The following is a 19495-nucleotide window of genomic DNA, read 5'->3' on the forward strand; positions in this document are numbered from 1 at the left end:
CAGGCCACGGGCCTTCAACAACGCGCCGAGACTGGAGGCCGTCAGCCCCTTACCGAGCGAAGAGGCGACACCCCCGGTGACGAAGAGGTGCTTGGACATCGTGGATGAGCGTTTCAGCGTTCCCAAGAGGAGACTCCGTGGTGGGGCGGGGAGGGGGCGACAGGGTGGCCTAACGGCCGGCGGTGGGGCTGAGCGGCCGGTCCGGGAGCCGCGTCGGCGGGAGCTCGTCGTCCAGGGCCAGGCTTCCCTGGTTGATGGCGCGTTCGAGCCACCAGCCCGCGAGGAGCGAGGTGACGACCGCGGTGAGCACCAGCGAGGTGAACACCGACGGCGAGCCGATGCCCGTGTCGAGGGCGACGGTGGCGAGCACGATGCCGGGGCCGCCGCGGGCGTTCATCGCCACCGCGAGGTGGACGGCATCGGTGGCCGGCCGCCTGGCCAGCCGGGCGCCGGCGTAGACGCTGAAGGCCTTGACGACGCAGGCCACGGCGAGGAAGGCGACGAAGAACGCCGGGTCGAACTGACGGATCAGGTCGAGCTTCAGCCCGACCACCGCGAAGTAGACGGGGACGAAGAAGCCGGTCGCGAAGCTCCGGATGGCCTTGATCGCCTCGTCCGCGGCCTGGCCCGAGGCCGCGCCCGCGGCGCCCGCCGTCAGGCCGGAGATCAGTCCGACGACGAAGGCGCCGTACATCGGGGCCACGCCCAGGTAGAGGCAGACGGCGGCCGAGGCCAGCACGGCGGAGACCCGGACGGCCAGCGGGGCCACCGCCCCGCCGCCGGTCGCCGCCACACGGCGGCGCAGCAGCAGGCCGACCAGCGCGACCAGTGCGAGGAAGCCCACGGACGCCAGGGAGTGGTAGACGGCCGAGGCGTTCGCCGAGCGGATGCCGAGCTCCGAGGCGAGACCGAAGCCCTTCGAGCTGCTGCCGGCCACGATGCCCACGGCGACCGAGATCACCACGTTGAGGACGATGTCCTCCAGCACCGCGACGGAGAGCACGATCCGGGCGAACGGCGTCCTGGCGATCCCCAGGTCGAGCATGATCCGGGAGATCACCGGGATGCTGGTGATCGCGATGCTGCAGGCGAGCACCAGCGTCAGCGCCGTCCGGTTGCCCGCCGGGCCGAGCAGGTCGGTGGTGTCGAGCACGGAGGTCGCCACCAGGCCGAACGCGAACGGCACCACCATGCCGACCACGGCGATCAGCCCGACCGTACGGCCGTCCTTGCGGGAGAACACCGTCCGCATCTCGACGCCGGCCAGGAACATCAGCAGCAACATGCCCAGCTGGTAGACGAGTTCGAGGCACACCGCCACCGGCCCCTGCTTGGGGAAGATCCAGTGCTGGACCTGGGGCAGCACCTGCCCCAGGACCGTGGGGCCGAGCAGCAGCCCGCCGAGGATCTCCCCCACGACGGGCGGCTGCCGGAGACGTCTGAAGAGCCTGCCCGTCAGGTGCGCCGCCAGGAGCAGCAGCACCAGCGCGGAGAGGATCTTGAACAGGTCAGTTTGCGACATGCTGCTGGTCCAGGCTCAGGCGGGAGGCGACGGCGGAGCGCGAGCCGGTGTACTTGCCGTGGTAGCCCACGGCCTCGCCCTGCATGGCCCAGAAGGCGAGCTTGCCGATCATCATGCCCGGGTAGACGCGCACCGGGTGGGCGACCTTCATCTCCAGGGTCCACGGGAAGACGGCTCCGCTGTGCCCCAGGGGCGCCGAGAACTGGATCCAGATGCCGAGGGTGGAGGCCGAACGGCAGGCGTAGAGCGTGGCCGCGTAGTTCGGGCTGCCCATGGCCTCCATGGTCCCGCCGAGGTAGAAGCGACCGGGTTCGAGGACCATGCCCTCGGGGCCCATCTTCACGTGCTCGGCGTTCGGCGGCTCGAAGCAGTCGATGACGTCCTGCTCGTACCAGAGGATGTCCTCGGCGAGGCGGAAGCCGTAGCTGTTGGGCTCGATCCGCTCCGGGTCGTAGTCGTCGATGTGGATCCGGCCCGCCATGACCTCGGCGTGGATCTCAGGTCCGCTCAGGATCACAGCCAGCTCCCCAGCAGCTCGTGGACGGCGGCGCGGTACGCGTCGAGGCCCGCCCCGTTGTCGATGACGGCGTCCGGCTCGATCAGGTCGATCTGCCGGGTGGAACGGTCCGCCCGGGTCGGGTCGTCGCGCTGGTCGAGACGGCTCTGCCGCAGGTCCTCGTCGCACACGATGCGCAGGACGCGGAAACCGTGCGCCCGCAGGGCGGGCGCGTCCACGTGCGGGTCGCGCAGGTCGTCGTTGACGACGAGTTCGGCGTCGGTCAGCGCGAGACGGCGGGTGAAGTCGTCGGCGAGCGACTCGGGCCGGATGCGGCGCATGGCGTCGGCGAGCGCCTCCATCAGCACCTGGTCCTGGGCGTCCTCGCGCAGGTCGGCGCCGGCCGTGCGGTACACCTGCTCCTGCAGGTGGTAGAGCGGCTCGGCGAGCTTGACCCGGGCGTAGGTCAGACCCTTGTCCCGGGCGAACTCCTCGATCAGGCCGGCGCAGGTCGACTTGCCGACACCGGCCAGACCGATCACGCACACGCGCAGGGAGGGGCGGGGCTGGTTCTCGGTCACGAGGTCTCCTGGGGGGCGGGCGAGCCGGCGGCGGCCGGGTCGAGGACGGCGTCCGGGTCGATGTCGAGCGTGCCGGTCAGCCGCACCATGGCCACGGAGTCCAGCGCGGTGCGCAGTTCGGCGAGGGACTGGTAGAAGCGCGCGTAGTCGGGCACCAGGTGGGACTGCCAGGTGAAGAAGGTGGTGTCCACCTGGCGGTCCACGATCTTGTTGAGGTGGGCCCAGCGCTCGTTGTCGTCCGTGAGGTGCCGGACGGCGAGCGGCTCGCCGGGGCGGACCTCGGGCAGCAGGACCGCGGCCAGCCGCTTGGGCTCGGCGGAGAACTCGGCCCCGAGCCAGGACTCGAAGACGTCCGGGTCCATCAGGATCTTGTGCCCCGGCTCGTGGCCGTCGAGCCCGGGGTCGACCTGCTCGCGGACGAGCTGTTCGAGCCGCGCGTCGGCGCGGATCGTGCCGACTCCGACGTACGGGTAGTCGCGCCAGGGGTGCACGCTGATCCGGCCGCCGTCGAGCGTGCAGAACAGCTTGTCGCCGGTGAAGTACGACCAGCCGGGGCGGCGCAGCGCGGACAGCAGGGTGGTGGTCTTGCCGGCGCCCTTGGGGCCGGCGACGATCACGGCCTCGTCCCCGCGCTGGATGCCGGAGGCGTGCAGCACGACGGTGCCGTTGTCCTCCTCGTGCCGGATCACCAGGTCCCGGACGAAGTCGAGCACCTGGACGGTGGAGGCCTCGGTGATGCGCAGCTGGAAGGTGTTGTCCTTGCGCGCGTCGACCGGGGCGTCGAGCAGCGTGGCGCGGTTGACGTACAGCCGGCGGCCGCCGCGGTCGACGATGTGCGCGTCGAAGTTGAACTCGGCGGCGTTGCTGCGCCGGATCACCGACTGCGGCAGGTCCCACACCTCGGGGGCGACGTCGGCCGACGGGTCGTAGCCGCGGACGTCGATCCGGAAGGTCGGCTCGTGCGCGCCCTCGTCGGCGAGCAGGTGCCGGAAGAAGCGCTGGATCGGCGCGAAGGCGGCCGCCGCGTCGTCGGCGAGGTCGAACCGAACGGTGGTGTGCAGGAAATTCAGGTACTGGATCACGTCTGGTCACTTCCGTTGGCGGGCAGTCCGGTCGTCGAGACCACCCGGAGCAGAGCTTCGGCGTGGGCCTGGAGGGACTGGGCCCAGATCGGGTTGAGCAGCGGGGCGAGGCCGTCGATGCCGAGCTCGAAGGAGACGCTGAGGCCGACCTCCGCACCGGCGGAGGTCTCGACGACGCTCCACTCGCCGGTCATCCGCTCCAGGTCCCCGGCGGTCTGCTCGAAGCACAGCCGCAGGCCGGGCCGGGTGCTCTCGTTCTGGACCCACGTCACCTCGCTGCCGTTCAGCAGCACGGTCCACTCGGTCGAGCGGCTCTTCCGGTCCGCGGGGTCGAGGACCCGGACGCCGATCACGTGCGGGGCGCGGGGCGCGAAGGCGGGGCTGTCCTTGACGACCGCCCACAGCTCCTCCGGAGTGCGACCGGGCACCACGGCCGTCGCGTGAATCTCGGGCAACTTGATCACACCTCTCTTGCTAAGCGGCCTTCATGAAGGGGGCGAGGAAGCCGATGTCGAGCCCCGCCGTCCGGGCCAGCCGGGCCCACACGCGCAGGGTCCGGAGCATGTCCCGCTGCCCCTCCGCGACCAGGCGGTCCGGCAGTTCACCGGGGAAGGCCTCCAGCAGCCGCTCCCAGAGGACCTGGATCCGGTCGACCCGGCAGCTGTCCCCGCCGAACTCCTCGTCCAGGGCGAACACCTCGATCAGGTCGGGTCCGGAGGCGTCCACGACCTCGTGCATGCCGTACTCCAGCGCCATCGCCAGGCAGTGCACGTCGTCGACCGGGGCCCGGCCGGCCAGCCGCTGGTCGATGTCCAGGAGCTGTTCGAGGAACCGGAGCTTGGCGGCCTGCTGCATCTGCGGCTGCTCGGAGCCGCCCTCCAGGTCCTCCAGGTAGGCGCGTCCCTCGGCGAGCATCAGCCACGCGGCCTGGACCCAGGCCTCCACGGCCTGGGGGCCGGGCATGGCGTGGCCGCCGCGGACCGCGGGGAACGGGACGAGCCGTTCGGCGGCCCCGGTCGCGGCGCCCTGCTGCTGGTTCGGGGTCATGCCGGTACCTCCTCGTTGCGGTAGCCGATGTCGAGCCGGGCGGCGCCGGAGCGCAGCGCGCGCAGCAGCGTCGCGGCGTCCTGGGCGTCGAGCCGGCCCAGCTCGGTGAGCGCGACCGGGTCCACGGTGAGCGGGAGGTCCCCGGTGACCCCGGGCAGGACGACGCTTCCGCCGGGCGCGACGAGGAGCGAGGCGCCGGGCAGGAACGGCCGCACAGTGCCGGTGACCTCCACGCGCACGGTGACGGCCTCGGCGGCGCCGGTGGCCCGTACGGTGTCCAGGGCGAGCTCGGTGAAGGCCGCCGCGAGCGGCTGCGCGGCCGCCGACGGCGCCAGGGCGCCGGCGATCTCCTTGCGGAGCCGCTCCAGGTCGGCGGCCACCGCCGCGACCCGTTCGTCCCGCCAGGTGCCGTCCGCCACCAGCCTGGCCCAGCGCAGCGCGTACCACTTCCTGGTGGTGTACACGTCGCCGTGGTGCGACAGCAGCGCGTCCATCACGTGCAGCAGGACGTTGTACGCGTAACCGACGCGCCCGCGGCTCTCGCCGGCCGCCTCGGCGAGCGCGGTGTGCGCCACCTGCTCCAGCGCGACCTGCAGGGACGCCCTGGACCAGACGGTGGCCAGCCCGGGGAGCTCGTCGAGGAACGGGGCGGTACCGTCCAGCGCGATGCCGTTGACGATCCGCTCGGTCTGCTTGCGGCGCGGCTCGCGCTGCTTGTCCCAGCTGCGGAACCCGGCCACCGTCGCCTCCGGCGCGAGGCTCGCGAGGCGCTTCAACTCCGCGAAGTTGGAGGCGAGTTCGGCCTCGCTGAAGGAGACCACCTCAAGGTGGTGGCCGTCCTCGAAGATCTTGGTCGAGATGCGCGGCCCCTCGATCGGGTCACGCTGGATGCGGATGAAGTCCAGGTCGCTGGTGGCGTTGGCCAGCCCGTGCACGGGGGAACTGGTCAACAGCAGCAGGCCCTCGCCGACCCGCTCCCGCATCAGCGCGGACAGCCAGTCGGGGTCGAGACCGCGCCCGGAGAGGAACGCCGACACGTGTCCGTGGCGGCGCGCCGCCAGGTCGTCCGGCGACAGGGCATGGGGAAAACCGGGTGGTGCACCCATCAGAGTCGAATTCCTTCCTTCGGTCAGGAGAGGGCGGCCTGCGCGGCGGCCTTCGGCTGCTCCACGCCCAGCTCCCGCAGGACCAGATGGGCGGGCAGCGTGTTGTCGACGGCCTCCGGTGCCGCGCGGTGCGGGATCCGGGGACCGACCGCGGCGTGGACGGCGTGCAGCCGGCTGTCGCCGGTGTAGACCACGTGGGCACCGCTCTTGGGCTGGCGGCGCACGGTCACGCCGTCCGCCGACAGCGGTGCCGTGGGCTGGTAGTCGTCGTCCAGGACGAGGAACACCACCGGCGGCGGCACGGCGCCCTCGGCCAGCGGCCGCCCGCGGCCGTCCACGAACCCGCGGACCACCGGCCGCCCGTTCTCCGGGTCGGTCAGGGTGCGCAGCGCCGCCATGGCCCGGGCCATCGCCTGGCCGGCCCGCCCCGGGTCGGCCGGGTCGGTGGCCCACAGCGAGCCGTTGTTCGCGGGGTGGTAGATCACCTCGGAGTGTTCGACGTCCAGCGCGCCGGCGGTGGCCGGGGCCGCGAGCCCGGCCCGCACCAACTGGTCGTTCACATGGACCAGATGGGTGCAGCCGACCATGCCGTGGTCCGCGCCGAGGACCACCGTGTCCTCGGCGCGGGCCCGGTCCAGCACCCGGCCGAGGATCGCGTCGGCGTCCTGGTAGCAGGACCTGAGGTACGACCAGACGCGGTCGGCGATGTCCGGCCGGTGCGCCGCGCTCTTCTCGTCGCACCAGCCCAGCAGTTCGTGGCCCACGTCGTCCGTCATCGGCAGGTAGACGACCACCAGGTCGGCCGTGTGCTCCTGGAGCACCGCCTCGGTGGCCGCACCGAACGCCCGGGTGACGCAGCCCACCGAGGAGAGGAACACGTCCTCCGCGGAGCCGTCCCCGCCCTCGGCCAGGCGGGGCCCGAAGACGCCGGCCCGGTAGAGCGGGCCGACCCCCTCGCCCGCGAACGGCGGGCACTGCCGCAGCTTCTGGACGAGCGGACCGTTGCGCCCGCCCGTCCGCGGTTCCCAGACCCCGGTGTGGACGAGCAGCGGGCCGCGCGCCCCGCGGACGCAGGCCACCCAGGTGGCGTGGCCCGCGTCGTCGAGGCGCAGCGGCTGCCAGCCGCCGCCGGGGGTGAGCGCCAGTTCGGTGCCCGCGGCCCGCACCCGCACGACGTCACCGGTCGCGCCGGTCTCCACGTCCACCCAGGACCCGGCGATCTGCCAGGCCCGCACCGCCGGTCCGGGAGCGAGCTCCAGGAAGGCGTGCCGGGTCAGCCGCCGGCTGTACGCCTCGACGGCCCCGTCGACGTACGGTCCGGCCGCGCCGGTCTCGTCGAACACCCAGGGGGCGTGCACGAAGGCGCTGCGCCGGTCGCGCTCCCAGGCCGTCTCCCACACCGTGGGGACGGCCGGGAAGCGCGGGTCGAAGCCGCTGACGTGCTCGGCGATCCCGCCGCCGGCCCCGGGCACGGTGTACCCGGTGACGCCGTGCTCGCTCGGCCAGGCGCCGGTGAACAGGGTCGCCAGCGAGGGCGGCGTCTGGCAGTTGGGGTGGGCGGGACGCGCCGCCGTGACGGTGCCGCGCGCCCGCATCCGGGTGACGGCCGGCAGCGCGCCCTCCCGCTCCAGGCGGTCGACCACCCAGTGGGCGGCCGCGTCCCAGACGACCCAGTAGACCGTCACCGTGACCTCAGCTCCGCCAGCAGCGCCGGGAGATCGGCGACGGAGTCGCACTCGTACCCGGCCCGGCCGGTCAGGCCCTCGGCCAGCTGGTCCGCGTACTTGCCCGTGCGCACCTGCACGGTGGTCAGCCCCGCGGCCTCGCCACCGGCGATGTCGGTGCTCGCGTCGTCGCCGACCACCACGCAGGCGCCCGGCGGCACCCCGAGCGACCGGGCGGCCAGCTCGAAGAAGTCCGCGGCGGGCTTGCCCAGGACCCGGGCGGTGGTGCCGGCGGAGTACTCCACCGCCGCCACCAGCGCACCGGTGTCCAGGTGGTCGCCGTCCGGCCGCTTGAAGTAGCGGCCGCGCTGCAGCGCCACCAGCTCGGCCCCGCCGCGCACCGCGCGGAACGCCTCGTCCAGTGCCCGGTAGTCCAGGACGTCACGGCAGTCGCCGATCAGCGCGTGGGTGTACGGCGGTTCGGTCGCGAGGTTCGGCAGCTCGCCGATCAGCGCGCGGGAGACGAGCGGGTACACCCGGGTGCCGGGCGCGGCGAGGAGCTGCTGCGCCGCGACGACCGGGGTGAACAGCTCCTCCCTGCGGACCGGCAGTCCGTAGTCGACGAGCTCGGCATGGATCCGGGCCGCCGGCTTGGAGTCGGTGTTGGTCAGGAACCGGAGCGCCAGCCCCGACTCCCGCAGCTCCTCGACGGCCGCGGCCGCGCCCTCGACGGCCTTGCCCTGTGCGTAGAGCGTGCCCTCCAGGTCGAGCAGGACGGCACGGATCGCTGCCCCCGGCATCAGACCACCGGCCTGGCCAGCTCGGGGCGGGCGGCGACGGCGTCCTTGAGGAAGGTGCGCTTGGAGTAGAAGCCCCGCTCGCTGTTCAGCCCGCGCTCCCGCAGGAAGGACTCCAGCCAGGAGGCGATCTCCGCCATCTCCTTGGAGACGTCCGCCTCGTCGGGCTCCACGGCGGTGCGGCTGCGCAGGTACTCCAGCTCGCACTGGTTGAGGGTGACGTCCCGGGCGTCGACCAGACTGCAGTGGTCGAAGAAGATCCCGTACACGTGACCGGTGCGCGCCGACTCGAAGTTGATGTCGTAGCGGACCCGGCGGAAGGACGGCAGCCGGACGGCCTCGACCTTGAGCTCCTCCGTGACGTACCGCTCGAAGCCGCCGTCGTCGGCCAGCGAGAGACCGTAGGTGTGGGTCTCCCGCCGCTCGAAGGCGTCCTCCGCGTACCACTTCCGCTTGAGCAGGTGCTTGCCGTCGGTCGTGGGGATGAAGGAGGCGTACCCGCGCTCGTCCTCGGTGGGGCCGGTCACCTCGAAGAGGTGGTTGAGGTAGTCCCAGGCCTGGTACTCGTCCCGGTACTCCATCAGGTAGCCGGGCAGCGCGCCGCCCTTGACCTCGCGGTACAGCTCCAGGGTGAGCGTCCAGGCGTCCACCGGCGGTGTGAGCGTGTACTTGTACTCCAGCTCCTTGCCGGGGAAGCACTTGCGGTAGTAGCGCTGGTGGTTGTTGAGGAAGAGGAACTGCTCGGCGTGACGGGCGAGCGCCGGCCGGAGCCAGCCCAGCTCCTCGATCCCGGCGGCCGGGACGGGCTCCTCGGTGATCCGGATGAAGCAGGCGTCCTCGGCCAGGAAGCGGATCTGGCTGTGGACGTGGGCGGACGTCCCGTCACTGCTCACGTAGAACAGCGGCACCAGGGGCCCGTTCGCGCGGTCGCTCACCGCGGCCGCCGCCGCGCGGAGTTCCGCGCCGGGGAGCATGTCGGGGAACAGTCCGGCGCCCTGGGCGACGGAGCCGTGCGTCCGGGTGCCCGCCACGTCGCGGGCCTCCAGCCGGACGCTGCGCAGCGCGGCCCAGTCGACGACCACGGTGTTGCCGGGGAAGGCCTGCTCGACGGGCCGGTCGAGCGGCACCAGGACGACGGGGTCGGCGTCGTCGAGCGGGGCGGTCCCGTTCAGCAGGTGCAGTCCGCCGAGGAGGAGCCAGGCGGCCTGCGGGCGGCCCGCCGCGTCGGGCGTGCCGGGGGTCGTGCTGCTCACGTCATTCTCCCTTGTGACCGGTGGTCGCGACGGTTCCGTTGCTGATCACTGCCTCGGTGCCGGTGACACCCGCCGCCGCCACCGCCGGAACTCCCGCTTCGCGCAGGAGGATCGCCAGGTGGCCGAGGGCCGAGCCCTGGTCGAAGACGAAGCCGGCCACGTGCTCGATCAGCACGGAGAGCACCGCGTAGGGGCGTGCGGCGACGACGACCGGCTTCCGGTCGAAGGCCTTGACCGCGTCCAGGATGCGGGCGAGACCGTCGTGCTCGCTCACGTCCTGCGACTTGTTGATGCTCACCGCGGGCCCGATGGACAGACGGCGCAGCAACTCGTCGTCGTCCAGGCGCAGCAGCGGACCCTGGGCGGTGCCGGGCGAGATGGACACCTCGCCGTGGGCCACCACGACCGTGTCGTCACCGTCGAGCACGGAGTAGTCGACGAAGTACAGACCCGACCCCTCCAGGACCCACTCGATGGTCACCGGGCCGTACTTGTCGTGCATCGCGGTGGTGAACCGGGCGATCTCGTCGAGGTGCTCCAGCAGCGCCTCGCCGCTGGGCGCGGCCGACACGTTCTCGGGCGCGTCGAAGCCGAGGGAGATGTCGCCGACCACGATCGTCTCGCCGCCGGCGGTGCCCCGGTTGAGCGCCATCAGGCCCTCGTCGGTGTACTCGACCACGAGACCGTCGCCGGCCCGGCGGGAGATCACGCCGAGGCGGCCGCGGATGAAGTCCCGGACCACGACGGCGTGCAGGAGGGTGCCGTCGGCCGTGGCGCCGGTGGTCAGCGCGAGCTGGTCGAGCACCTCCTCCTTGGGCACGACGATCTGGCGCAGGGTGTCGCCGAAGTCCAGGACGCACTCGTTCGAGCCGCCCGACAGCTCCTCCCGGAGCCGGTCGGCGGTGGCCTCGTCGTGCAGGCCCCGGCCGTTGAACTGGAGCACCCAGCCGGCGCCCACGGACACGCCGACGGAGTGCGCCATCCGGTGGGCCGGTCCGCGCTTGGCCGTGTAGCCGCCGTAGACGGCCGCGACGTCGGCCAGGTGGAACGAGGCGGGGAGCTCGTCGAAGTACAGCCGGTAGGACTCGGCCACCGGCTCCGACGAGATGCGCGCCTGCTCGCGGACGGCGGTCAGCGGGCGGACCTGGATGAGGTGCAGGCCCTCGTCGTCCACCGCCCACTCGACGTCGACGTCCTGCTCCCGCTGCTCCCGCAGCGCCCGTGCCAGCTCGACCACCTGACCCAGGGCCTCCTGGTCGGCGGCCGGGAGGGAGGCCCCGGTGTCCGCGAGCTCGGCCGAGTCGGTGCGCCGCGGCACGGCGACACCGGCCACCAGCTCGTCGGCGAGCCCCTCGACGTACTCGATGGTCACCCGCTGGTCCTCGGCACCGTCCAGTCCGGTGAACGCCACACCGGCGAGGCGCGGACGCACCAGGCGCTGGACGATGACGGCCAGCCGCGGCGTCGGGTCGAAGTCGCCGGCCCGGATGCGGGCGGCGACGGCCGGGGCCTCGTAGTAGGAGCGCCAGCACTGCTCGACGGCCGCGATCGCCTCCTCCGCGCCGCGCACACCCAGGATCGACTGGTGCACGCCGGCCTGGCTGGAGCCCTCGGTGTCCTCGTCGAGCCCGGAGGAACGGACCGCGAGCTCCACGTCCGCGTCCTTGAACACCTCGTTGAGGCGGGCCCGGAGCAGCTTGCGGGCCTCGTCGCCGAGCCGGATCTGCGCGCCGGTCTTCTGGATCCGCTCGACGGTGTCGGTGAAGAACGCGCCCACCGTCGCCTTGAGGTCGCCGAACGCCTCGGCGAGATCGGCCCGGTGCTCGTCGGTCAGCGACTCCACGAACTCCCCGGCCGGCACGACGAAGGCGGTCGGCACCCGGAAGGCGTGGCTGGAGCGGGCGAGCTGGGCGAACTTGGGGCCCACCTCGGAGACCTCGACGCTGGCACCGAGTCCGGGGAAGCGCTGGCGGGCGAACTGCTTGTCGAAGTCGACGTGGATGTCGCTCGACCGCGGGCCGACGGAGCCCTGGTACTTGCCGTCGTAGAGGACGATGTCGCCCTGGGGGCGCCACCACATCATCTGACCGATGTTGATGCCGCTGTACACCCGGACCCGGTTCATCGAGTAGAGCTGCAGGGTCCACTGCCCCGTGTAGCCGATGTCGCCCAGGCTCGCGGAGAGGTTGATGAACAGGCCCAGTCGGGCCACCGAGGAACGCGCCGCGAAGGTGGGCGCGTAGTGCTCGCTCCCCAGCACCTCGATGGTATGGGCGAGGTAGAGTCTGCCCGGTTCGAGGACGTACCCCTCGTCCGGGATCTCGATCTCCTCGAACTCGTTGGTCTGCCGGGCGTCGAGCGGCATCGACTGGTAGACCCGCAGGGTCTTTCCGAGCCGGAAGTTGTAGCTGTTCGGATTGACCTGCTCAGGCGTGAACGGCTCGATGGTGATGCGGCCGTTCGCTCGCTCGCGCGCGATCTCGTTACCCGTGAGAATCATCGTTTATCCATCCAGTTGCTCCCGATATCGGGGGGCGTGCACTACATGTGCGAAAGGTCCTTCGGCCGTACGGCTCGCCCGGCGCGGTGGTCCGCCTGGGCGTCCTCGGGGGCCGCCTAGGACCGGGCGTCCGCCGTGACCTGCGCCACGGTCACCGCCGAGGCCACCGGCAGGCCGCCCCAGCCGGTGTCGGTGGGGACGGCGATCACGGTCGCTCCCGCGATGAGCGCGAGGCCCGAGAATCCGAGGGCGATTCGTCCGACGCAGCTCCGGGCGCGCTCGCCTGCACTGAGGTTTCGCATGCTGTTCGACATCCAGTCATGAGGAACCCCTTGCGTCACAAGGGGTGGGGTGTCGATCACCCTGCCATGAGACCGCATTAAGATTCGGCGCGCTGACCGTGCACCTTGTTGCATGGCAACAAGTTCCGCAGCGTGCAGACCACCGTGAAATGGGGAAAATCCGACATATGGACAGGCGTGCGGTCGACTCTCAGCTCCTGCATCAGCTGTATGGATATGTGTTGTCGCGCAAGAAACCCGTCACCCATGTGGGGGACTTCGCCACCGTCTGCGGGGGTTCGGCCGAGGAGGCCGAGGAACTCGCGGAACAACTGGTCGCCATGGGCCTGCTCGTCCACGACCCGCGTGGAGGCCTGGTCGCGATATCCCCGGACGAGGCCGTCGCCCGGCGCGTCAGCCCCCTGGAACGCGAGATGCGCGCGAGACGCTCCCTCATCGAGCGCAGGCGCGGTCAGCTGATGTCCTTCCTGCCCGTCTTCGAGGCGAGCCTGAGCGACCGGCAGTCACCCTGCCCGTTCGAGGTGATCGAGAGCCTCCCCGCGGCCCTGAGCGCGATCGAGGAACTCGCGGCCGGCTGCGAGGAGGAGGTGTTCACCGCCCAGCCGGGCGGCGCACGTGCGGCGGACATCCTGGAGGAGGCCGCGCCCCGGGACGAGGCGATCCTGCGCCGGGGCATCCGGATGCGCGTGCTGTACCAGCACACCGCCCGGTTCAGCCCGGGCACCAATGTGTACGTGGAGAGGATCAGTCGGCTCGGCGGCCAAGTACGCACGCTGGACGACCGTTTCACGCGGATGCTGGTCTTCGACCGCAAGACCGCCGTCATCGCGGTGCCCGACAACCCGAACGCCGCCGCCATCGTGCGGGAACCGAGCATGGTCGCGTTCATCGTGGACACCTGCCAGCGCCTGTGGCTGCTGGCCCAGCCCTTCACGGCGGAGTCGCGCTCCCACGCCGAGATCGAGAGCAACCTGCGCGAAGCGATCGTCCGGATGCTCACCGAGGGCATGACGGACTCGTCCATCGCACTGCGCCTGGGCATGTCCGTACGGACCTGCCGCCGCCACATCGCCGACCTGATGACGGATCTGAAGGCACAGAGCCGGTTCCAGGCCGGCTACACGCTCGCCCTCTCCCAACTGCTCAACACCGACGCGCAGGCCGGCACCGGCGAGCGGTGACGCGCGGCGCCACTGAACCTCCCCCGCGGACGGCCGACGGCGTCACGGTGTGCCGAGGGCGGCTTCCTCCCGGTCGAGGTCGTGCTGGAGGCGGCGGCGGGTGGTGTCGCTGATGCGGTGCTCGTCGTAGAGGCGGTGCAGTTCGGCGCTCTGGACGGCGATGACCTCGTGGCGCAACTGGCGGTAGGCGGCGTCGGCGGTGGTGCCGTCGGGGGCTTCGGGAGTGCGGTCGAGGCGGGCCGTGAGACCGCGGCGTACCCGGTCGAGGGCGGTGTCCGGTACGGCCTCCAGTTCGGCGAGGTGTTCGACGTGGTCGAGGGCGGCGTGGTTGAGGGCGTCGCGGGCGTCGTCCTCCTCTCGGGCGGTGTGCTCGGGTTCGAGGGCGAGGCCGGAGCGGTTGACGACGGCGGCGAGGGTCAGACCCTGGACGACGAGGGTGAACACGACGACGGCGGTGGTGAGCACCAGGACCAGCGGCCGTCCGGTGAGCTTGGTGCCGTCGTCGGCGAGCAGCGGGATGGACAGGGCGGCGGCGAGCGGCATGACGCCCCGGGCTCCGGCCCAGGTGACCACCCCCGCGACCCGCCAGGACAGGCTGCCGACTCCCTGACTGGGCTTGACCGCGCGGGTCAGCGGCAGCGTCGAGAGCACCCGGACGGCGATCAGCACAGCAGCGAGCGCCAGTGCCTGCAGCGGCCACCAGCCGGTGCCGGAGGGCAGGTCCCGCACCAGGGTGGGCAGTTCCAGGCCGACGATGCTGAACACGACGCTCTCCAGCAGGAACACCACCACCGCGTACACGGCGTGCAGCTGCAGCCGGATGTGGGCGTCGGTGAGCCGGTGGCCGGAACGCCCGAGCAAGACGCCCGCCACCACGACCGAGGTGACGCCCGAGGTGTGCGCGGACTCCGCGAGCACGTACGCCGCATAGGGAGTGACGAGGGCGATCACCGTCTCCAGCACCGGGTCGGTGGTGCGGCGGCGCACCAGCCAGACCAGGCCCGCGGTGGCGGCGCCGACCAGGCTGCCACCCCCGCCGAGCAGCAGGAACTCCCCGCCCGCCGCCGGCAGGCTCACCGAGGCGCCGACGGCCACCGCGATGCCGACGGCCACCTTGAACAGCACGAGCGAGGTGGCGTCGTTGAACAGGCTCTCCGCCTGCACCAGTACCTGGACCCGCCCCGGCAGCGCCAGCCGACGGCCGAGCGCGGTGACGGCCACCGGGTCGGTGCTGGAGAGCACGGCACCCAGGACGAAGGCCATCGCGGGCGGCAGCCCGGCGACGGCGACGGCCACGAAGCCGACCGCGGCAGCGGAGGCGAAGACCAGGCCGAAGGAGAGGATCGTCACGGGCCGCCACACCGTCCGCAGGTCGCGCAGGGACAGTTCCTCGGCGGAGGCGTACAGCAGCGGCGGCAGGACCACCATGCCGATCACCTGCGGCGGGATGTGCAGCGCGGGCACACCGGGTATCAGCGCCACGCCGATGCCCGCCAGCACCAGCAGCGACGGCGCGGGCACCCGCAGGCGCTGGGCGAAGGTGGCCACGGTCGTGGCCAGGACCACCAGAACGAGAACGATCGCCACAACGTGCATCGGTGGAAAGGACCCCATCGCAAGAACCGGGGTCACCGCCGCGGATCGCCGCAGTCATCCCCCGCGCCGACCAGGCTTCCCGGCACACCTGTGGTCATTTTATCGGAGCATTAGCGGGGATCGGCAGAGGTAGAACCGCGGGACATATCGCACGCTCAGGCGAACTCGCGCAGGCGCGGCCGCACTCCCAGCGCGGTCAGGGCGAGCGCCGCCACCAGGGCCGCCGCGCCCAGGCCGGCCGTGACGGCGTCGAGGTCGTCGTCGGTGCCGGCGACCGCCCCGTCGAAGGCGCGCTGGTTGATCGCCTGGTCGTCGTCGAGCGCGGCGCTCAGCACCCCGAAGTCGGCGTTCGACTGGCCGGGAGTGAGGCCGGTGTCGAAGGTGACCGCCTCCTTGAGCTTGCCCTGGGCGTTCAGCTCGCGGATCTTCCGGTCGTCGCGCTGGTACTGCTGGAAGGCGGTCAGCACCCGTTCCGCCGCGTCCTGTTCACCGGGGAAGGTGATGTTGCGCAGCTCGTCACCGAGGTACCCGCCGAAGCCGACCTGGCTGTGGTCGGCCCGGTGCTTGTCGGCCGGTGCGGCGAGCTTGTCGTCGTACGTGGCGAGGGTGGCGCCGTCGACCCGTGCGAAGGACTGGGTCTTGTCGAGGAAGCTCTGCTCGTAGGCGGCCGCCCGGGACGGGTCGGTCAGGTAGCGGCTCTCGTCGGCGTTCAGGTCGTACGCCACCGCGCGTGCCCGGCTGAGGGCGATCACCGAGTCGAAGGAGTTGCTCTTGGCGACCACCAGCTGGTGGTCCGCCCGGGAGGTCAGCGTCAGTGCGGTGACCATCCCGACGAGGACAAGCAGGGTGGTGGCGGCCAGCGGCACGTTCACCAGGCGCCGGAAGCGCACCGTGAGCACCCGCTGCAGCAGCCCGAGGGCGGCCAGGGCCAGCAGCCCGGTGACCAGGATCGTCCACCAGCCGCCGGCGAGGGCGTCGCGCTGGTCGGTGTAGTTGCGGTCCACGACGGCCGCGTTGGCCTTGGTCACCTCGTCGACGGCCGGCAGCAGGCGCTGGCGCAGCAGGTCGGTGGCCTGGTGGTAGGCGGCGAGGGCGTCCGCCGAGGGGCGGCCGGCCGGGGCGTGGGCCTGCTCCTCCAGCAGCTGGGCGCGGGCCACCAGCGCCTCGTACTGGCCGAGTTCGCCGATGACGGTGCGCACGGCCCGCTGCCCGGCCGCGTCGCCGGCCACCGCCTCCGTGACGCGCTGCAGGTCGTTGTCGGCCTGGGTGCGGCGCTGCTCGTAGGTGTCCAGGGTCTCCTTGCGCAGCGCCGTGTAGTCCGGGTCGCCACCGAACAGCAGCAGGTTGGCGGCCTGGGCGTCCATGTCGTTGAGCGCGAAGTAGAGGTCGGCCGAGCGGACCACCTGCGGGGCGGCCCGGTGGCCGATGACGTCCGTGCCGTCCCGAGCGCCGCCCAGGACGGTGCCGGTCGCCGTGCCGGCGGCGAGCAGGGCCACCAGGCAGAGCCCGGTGAGTCCGCGCACCAGGCGCGGGGTGTTCCACCACGTCCGGCTGCGCCAGGAGTGGCCGGGCCGGTGACGGGGGGCGCGCGGCTCGGGCAGTGGCACGGCTGCCTCCGGTCGCGCCGTCTCCGACGCGACTCTGTTCCCCTCGACAGCCGTACCGCTCGACGTCCCCGTTGGCATCGCCGCGCGCCCCCTCCCCCTGTTTCTCACTGGCCGCCGAACCTTCCCCGGAGGAACCCGCCGGGGTTCGGGGTTCGGCGAACGGTTCGCCGTCAGGCCCCACGCCCGGACGGCGAACCGTTTCCTCGCAGCTCAACCTAGGTTCTGTCGAACGTCCGCCCGTCCTCCCTGATGCGTCCTTGACGCTTTCGACGACCGTCTTGACGCAGCATTGGCGCCGAGGGTCAGGGCTCGTAGCGGTAACCGATCCCGGGTTCGGTGATCAGGTGGCGCGGCCGGGCCGGGTCGGGTTCGAGTTTGCGCCGCAGGCCGGAGAAGTAGACCCGCAGGTAGTTGCCCCGGCTCTCCGCCTCCGGCCCCCAGACCTCGGTCAGGATCTGCCGCCCGGGCACCAGCCGGCCGGGGTTGGCCAGCAGCAGGGAGAGGATGCGCCACTCCGTCGGGGTCAGCCGGACCGGTCCGTCCGGGCCGGTGACGGTGCCCGCGTCGAGGTCGACGGCGTTCGGCCCGATCCGTGCGACCGCTTGGGGCGCGGGCGCGGCGGGACGCCGCAGGATCGCGCGCAGCCGGGCCATGACCTCGTCCACGACGAACGGCTTGGTCACGTAGTCGTCCGCCCCCGCGTCGAACGCGCGGAGCTTGTCCTCGATGCCGTCCCGCCCGGTCAGCACGATGATCGGCACGCTCAGCGTGGAGCGGATGCCCTCGATCACGTTCACCCCGTCGAGGTCCGGCAGGCCGAGGTCGAGCAGGATGGCGTCGGGCGGCGCCTGGCCGGCCGAGTCCAGGGCTTCCTGGCCGGTGGCCGCGGTGAGCACCGAGAAGTGCCTGGCCTGGAGGTTGATCCGTAGGGTGCGCAGCAGCGCCGGCTCGTCGTCCACCACGAGGATGTGGCTCACTGGACCGTGCTCCTCTCCGGTCGCGGACTGCCTGGCTCCGCCGTCTGCGGCTCCGGAACGGCGGGCAGGGTGAGCAGCATGGTGGTGCCGCCGCCGGGGGTGTCCTCGACCTCCAGGCTGCCGCCCATGGCCTCGGCGAGGCCGCGGGAGAGGGCGAGGCCGAGGCCGACGCCGGTGGTGTTGTCGGTGTCGCCGAGGCGCTGGAAGGGCAGGAAGACCCGGTCGCGGTCCTCGGGGGCGATGCCGGGGCCGCGGTCGATGACCCGGATCTCGACCAGGTCGGCGTGGTGGCTGGCGGTGACCAGGACGGGCGCGCCGGGGGCGTTGTGGCGCAGCGCGTTGGTGATCACGTTGGCGAGGACGCGTTCCAGCAGCGGCGGGTCGGCCAGCACCGGCGGGGCTGTGTCGAGGTCCAGCGGCTGGATCGGGGCCTGCGGATCGGACAAGGAGTCCATGGCTCGTACCAGCATCTCCTCCAGTGAGGTCGGTGCCAGGTGCAGGGTGAGGGCGCCGGCCTGGAGGCGGCTCATGTCGAGGAGGTTGTCGACCAGGCGGGTGAGTTTGACCAGCGACTCGTCGGCGGTGGCGAGGAGTTCGGCCTGGTCCTCGGGGGAGAACTCGACGTCGGGGCTGCGCAGGGAGCCGACCGAGGCGCGGGCGGCGGCGAGCGGGGTGCGCAGGTCGTGGCTGACGGCGGCGAGCAGTGCGGTGCGCATCCGGTCGGCGGCCTTGATCGGCTCGACCTCCGCGGCGACCACGGCCAGCCGGTCGCGTTCCAGCGCGGCGGCGACGTGGGCGGCGAAGGCGGTGAGGACGCGCTGGTCGGCGGCGGGCAGCCGGCGGCCGGTGAGGACCAGGAGGGACCGCTCGCCGACCGCGACCTCGGTCGCCTCGCCCGCAGTGCTGTCGCCACTGCCGTCACTGCGGGCGATCGTCTCCCCGGTGAGGCTGTCGAGCAGGGCGACGGAGTCCATGCCGAAGGCCGTCCGGGACTTCTCCAGCAGGGCGGGCAGGGCGTCGGCGCCGCGCAGCACGCTGCCGGCCAGGGTGGAGAGGGTCTCGGCCTCGGCGGTGGCGCGGGCGGCCCGGGTGGTGAGCCGGCCGGCGTGGTCGACCACGGTGGAGACGGCGAGCGCGATGGCGGCGAAGACCACCAGGGCGACGATGTTGTTGGTCTCGCCGATGGTCAGGCTGTGGATCGGCGGGATGAAGAAGTAGTTCAGCAGCACCGAGGCGATGACGGCGGCCAGCAGGGCGGACATGGCGCCGCCGAGCAAGGCCACTGCCACCACACCGAGTTGGAAGATCAGTGCGTCCGTGGTCAGGTTCAGCTGGGCGTGGAACTGCGAGAGCACGGCCGTGAGCAGCGCGGGAACGACCAGGCCCGAGGCGAATCCGGCGACGGTGCGGCGCTTGGAGTGGCGGCGGCCGAGCGAGGGCAGTCGGCCGCGGCCGGTGAACTCGTGGGTGACCATGTGGACGTCGATGTCCTCGGAGGCGTCCACGGTGGTCTGCCCGGTGCCGGGGCCGGTGAGGAAGCGGCTGACCCGGCCACGGCGGCTGGTGCCCAGCACCAGCTGGGTGGCGTCATGGGCACGCGCGAAGGCGAGCAGCGCGGTGGGGATGTCGTCGCCGACCACCACGTGGTAGCTGCCGCCGAGGGCCTCGACCAGCTGCCGCTGCTGGGCGAGCGCGCCGGAGGAGGCACCGGCCAGGCCGTCGCTCCTGGTCACGTGGACGGCCAGCAGGTCGCCGCCGGCGGTGCGGTCGGCGATCCGGGCGGC

At 72.3% G+C, this 19495-nt stretch carries 17 protein-coding genes and 1 pseudogene; 1 reads left to right on the forward strand and 17 read right to left on the reverse strand.

All coding sequences use genetic code 11. The features are described 5' to 3' along the window. From ACZ6Z8_RS38835 to ACZ6Z8_RS38895, 13 genes and pseudogenes are all read right to left on the reverse strand, one after another. A pseudogene (locus ACZ6Z8_RS38835) lies at positions 1 to 105 on the reverse strand (hypothetical protein); the annotation flags it as partial. A gap of 64 nt (positions 106 to 169) precedes the next feature. Continuing rightward, positions 170 to 1522 carry a cation:proton antiporter gene (locus ACZ6Z8_RS38840; RefSeq protein WP_465614678.1) on the reverse strand — a complete coding sequence of 451 codons (1353 nt, stop codon included), beginning with the start codon at positions 1520 to 1522 and terminating at the stop codon, positions 170 to 172. Further along, positions 1509 to 2039 (reverse strand): dCTP deaminase, encoded by a 531-nt coding sequence (locus ACZ6Z8_RS38845; RefSeq protein WP_465614679.1) that lies wholly within the window; start codon positions 2037 to 2039, stop codon positions 1509 to 1511. Before ACZ6Z8_RS38845 ends, ACZ6Z8_RS38840 begins: the two co-directional genes overlap by 14 nt. Then, positions 2036 to 2599: a hypothetical protein gene (locus ACZ6Z8_RS38850; RefSeq protein WP_465614680.1), complete on the reverse strand. Its 564-nt coding sequence runs from the start codon at positions 2597 to 2599 to the stop codon at positions 2036 to 2038. The genes ACZ6Z8_RS38845 and ACZ6Z8_RS38850 overlap by 4 nt, the downstream gene beginning before the upstream one ends. Further along, positions 2596 to 3681, reverse strand: a complete 1086-nt coding sequence (locus ACZ6Z8_RS38855) for a hypothetical protein (protein WP_465614681.1) — start codon at positions 3679 to 3681, stop codon at positions 2596 to 2598. Before ACZ6Z8_RS38855 ends, ACZ6Z8_RS38850 begins: the two co-directional genes overlap by 4 nt. Beyond that, on the reverse strand, positions 3678 to 4136 hold the full coding sequence (locus ACZ6Z8_RS38860; RefSeq protein ID WP_465614682.1) for a type II toxin-antitoxin system RatA family toxin: 459 nt from the start codon (positions 4134 to 4136) through the stop codon (positions 3678 to 3680). Before ACZ6Z8_RS38860 ends, ACZ6Z8_RS38855 begins: the two co-directional genes overlap by 4 nt. Positions 4137 to 4155: 19 nt before the next feature. Beyond that, positions 4156 to 4728, reverse strand: a complete 573-nt coding sequence (locus ACZ6Z8_RS38865) for a DUF6031 family protein (RefSeq protein ID WP_465614683.1) — start codon at positions 4726 to 4728, stop codon at positions 4156 to 4158. Continuing rightward, positions 4725 to 5834, reverse strand: a complete 1110-nt coding sequence (locus tag ACZ6Z8_RS38870; protein ID WP_465614684.1) for a DUF6001 family protein — start codon at positions 5832 to 5834, stop codon at positions 4725 to 4727. The genes ACZ6Z8_RS38865 and ACZ6Z8_RS38870 overlap by 4 nt, the downstream gene beginning before the upstream one ends. A gap of 23 nt (positions 5835 to 5857) precedes the next feature. Continuing rightward, on the reverse strand, positions 5858 to 7519 hold the full coding sequence (locus tag ACZ6Z8_RS38875; protein WP_465614685.1) for an alkaline phosphatase family protein: 1662 nt from the start codon (positions 7517 to 7519) through the stop codon (positions 5858 to 5860). Further along, the gene (locus tag ACZ6Z8_RS38880) at positions 7516 to 8298 is read right to left on the reverse strand and encodes an HAD-IA family hydrolase (protein WP_465614686.1); all 783 of its coding nucleotides are present in this window, start codon (positions 8296 to 8298) and stop codon (positions 7516 to 7518) included. Before ACZ6Z8_RS38880 ends, ACZ6Z8_RS38875 begins: the two co-directional genes overlap by 4 nt. Beyond that, positions 8298 to 9548 carry a hypothetical protein gene (locus tag ACZ6Z8_RS38885; protein ID WP_465614687.1) on the reverse strand — a complete coding sequence of 417 codons (1251 nt, stop codon included), beginning with the start codon at positions 9546 to 9548 and terminating at the stop codon, positions 8298 to 8300. The genes ACZ6Z8_RS38880 and ACZ6Z8_RS38885 overlap by 1 nt, the downstream gene beginning before the upstream one ends. Position 9549: 1 nt before the next feature. Next, positions 9550 to 12048: a dCTP deaminase domain-containing protein gene (locus ACZ6Z8_RS38890; RefSeq protein ID WP_465614689.1), complete on the reverse strand. Its 2499-nt coding sequence runs from the start codon at positions 12046 to 12048 to the stop codon at positions 9550 to 9552. A gap of 116 nt (positions 12049 to 12164) precedes the next feature. After that, positions 12165 to 12350: a hypothetical protein gene (locus ACZ6Z8_RS38895; RefSeq protein WP_465614690.1), complete on the reverse strand. Its 186-nt coding sequence runs from the start codon at positions 12348 to 12350 to the stop codon at positions 12165 to 12167. A gap of 218 nt (positions 12351 to 12568) precedes the next feature. Here ACZ6Z8_RS38895 and ACZ6Z8_RS38900 point away from each other — a divergent pair, with 218 nt between their 5' ends. Beyond that, positions 12569 to 13531, forward strand: a complete 963-nt coding sequence (locus tag ACZ6Z8_RS38900; RefSeq protein WP_465614692.1) for a LuxR C-terminal-related transcriptional regulator — start codon at positions 12569 to 12571, stop codon at positions 13529 to 13531. A 42-nt stretch (positions 13532 to 13573) separates the two neighbouring features. Here ACZ6Z8_RS38900 and ACZ6Z8_RS38905 read toward each other — a convergent pair whose 3' ends face one another. The 4 genes from ACZ6Z8_RS38905 to ACZ6Z8_RS38920 form a co-directional block, all read right to left on the reverse strand. Next, positions 13574 to 15127 (reverse strand): Na+/H+ antiporter, encoded by a 1554-nt coding sequence (locus ACZ6Z8_RS38905; protein WP_465614693.1) that lies wholly within the window; start codon positions 15125 to 15127, stop codon positions 13574 to 13576. A 155-nt stretch (positions 15128 to 15282) separates the two neighbouring features. Next, positions 15283 to 16734, reverse strand: coding sequence for a hypothetical protein (locus tag ACZ6Z8_RS38910; RefSeq protein WP_465614694.1), 1452 nt, complete (start codon positions 16732 to 16734; stop codon positions 15283 to 15285). A gap of 302 nt (positions 16735 to 17036) precedes the next feature. Continuing rightward, a complete protein-coding gene (locus tag ACZ6Z8_RS38915; RefSeq protein WP_465614695.1) occupies positions 17037 to 17711 on the reverse strand; it encodes a response regulator in 675 nt (224 codons plus the stop codon). Further along, positions 17708 to 19495: ATP-binding protein (locus ACZ6Z8_RS38920; protein ID WP_465614696.1), on the reverse strand; the 1788-nt coding region annotated here is incomplete at its 5' end. The genes ACZ6Z8_RS38915 and ACZ6Z8_RS38920, both read right to left, overlap by 4 nt.

The sequence above is a fragment of the Kitasatospora sp. NPDC101108 genome, assembly GCF_055584725.1.

Bases quoted from the DNA above. Each gene is read 5' to 3' on its own strand.
- ACZ6Z8_RS38840 (WP_465614678.1), bottom strand. From the start codon at position 1,522: ATGTCGCAAACTGACCTGTTCAAGATCCTCTCCGCGCTGGTGCTGCTG.
- ACZ6Z8_RS38890 (WP_465614689.1), bottom strand. From the start codon at position 12,048: ATGATTCTCACGGGTAACGAGATCGCGCGCGAGCGAGCGAACGGCCGC.
- ACZ6Z8_RS38870 (WP_465614684.1), bottom strand. From the start codon at position 5,834: ATGGGTGCACCACCCGGTTTTCCCCATGCCCTGTCGCCGGACGACCTG.
- ACZ6Z8_RS38865 (WP_465614683.1), bottom strand. From the start codon at position 4,728: ATGACCCCGAACCAGCAGCAGGGCGCCGCGACCGGGGCCGCCGAACGG.
- ACZ6Z8_RS38905 (WP_465614693.1), bottom strand. From the start codon at position 15,127: ATGCACGTTGTGGCGATCGTTCTCGTTCTGGTGGTCCTGGCCACGACC.
- ACZ6Z8_RS38880 (WP_465614686.1), bottom strand. From the start codon at position 8,298: ATGCCGGGGGCAGCGATCCGTGCCGTCCTGCTCGACCTGGAGGGCACG.
- ACZ6Z8_RS38895 (WP_465614690.1), bottom strand. From the start codon at position 12,350: ATGCGAAACCTCAGTGCAGGCGAGCGCGCCCGGAGCTGCGTCGGACGA.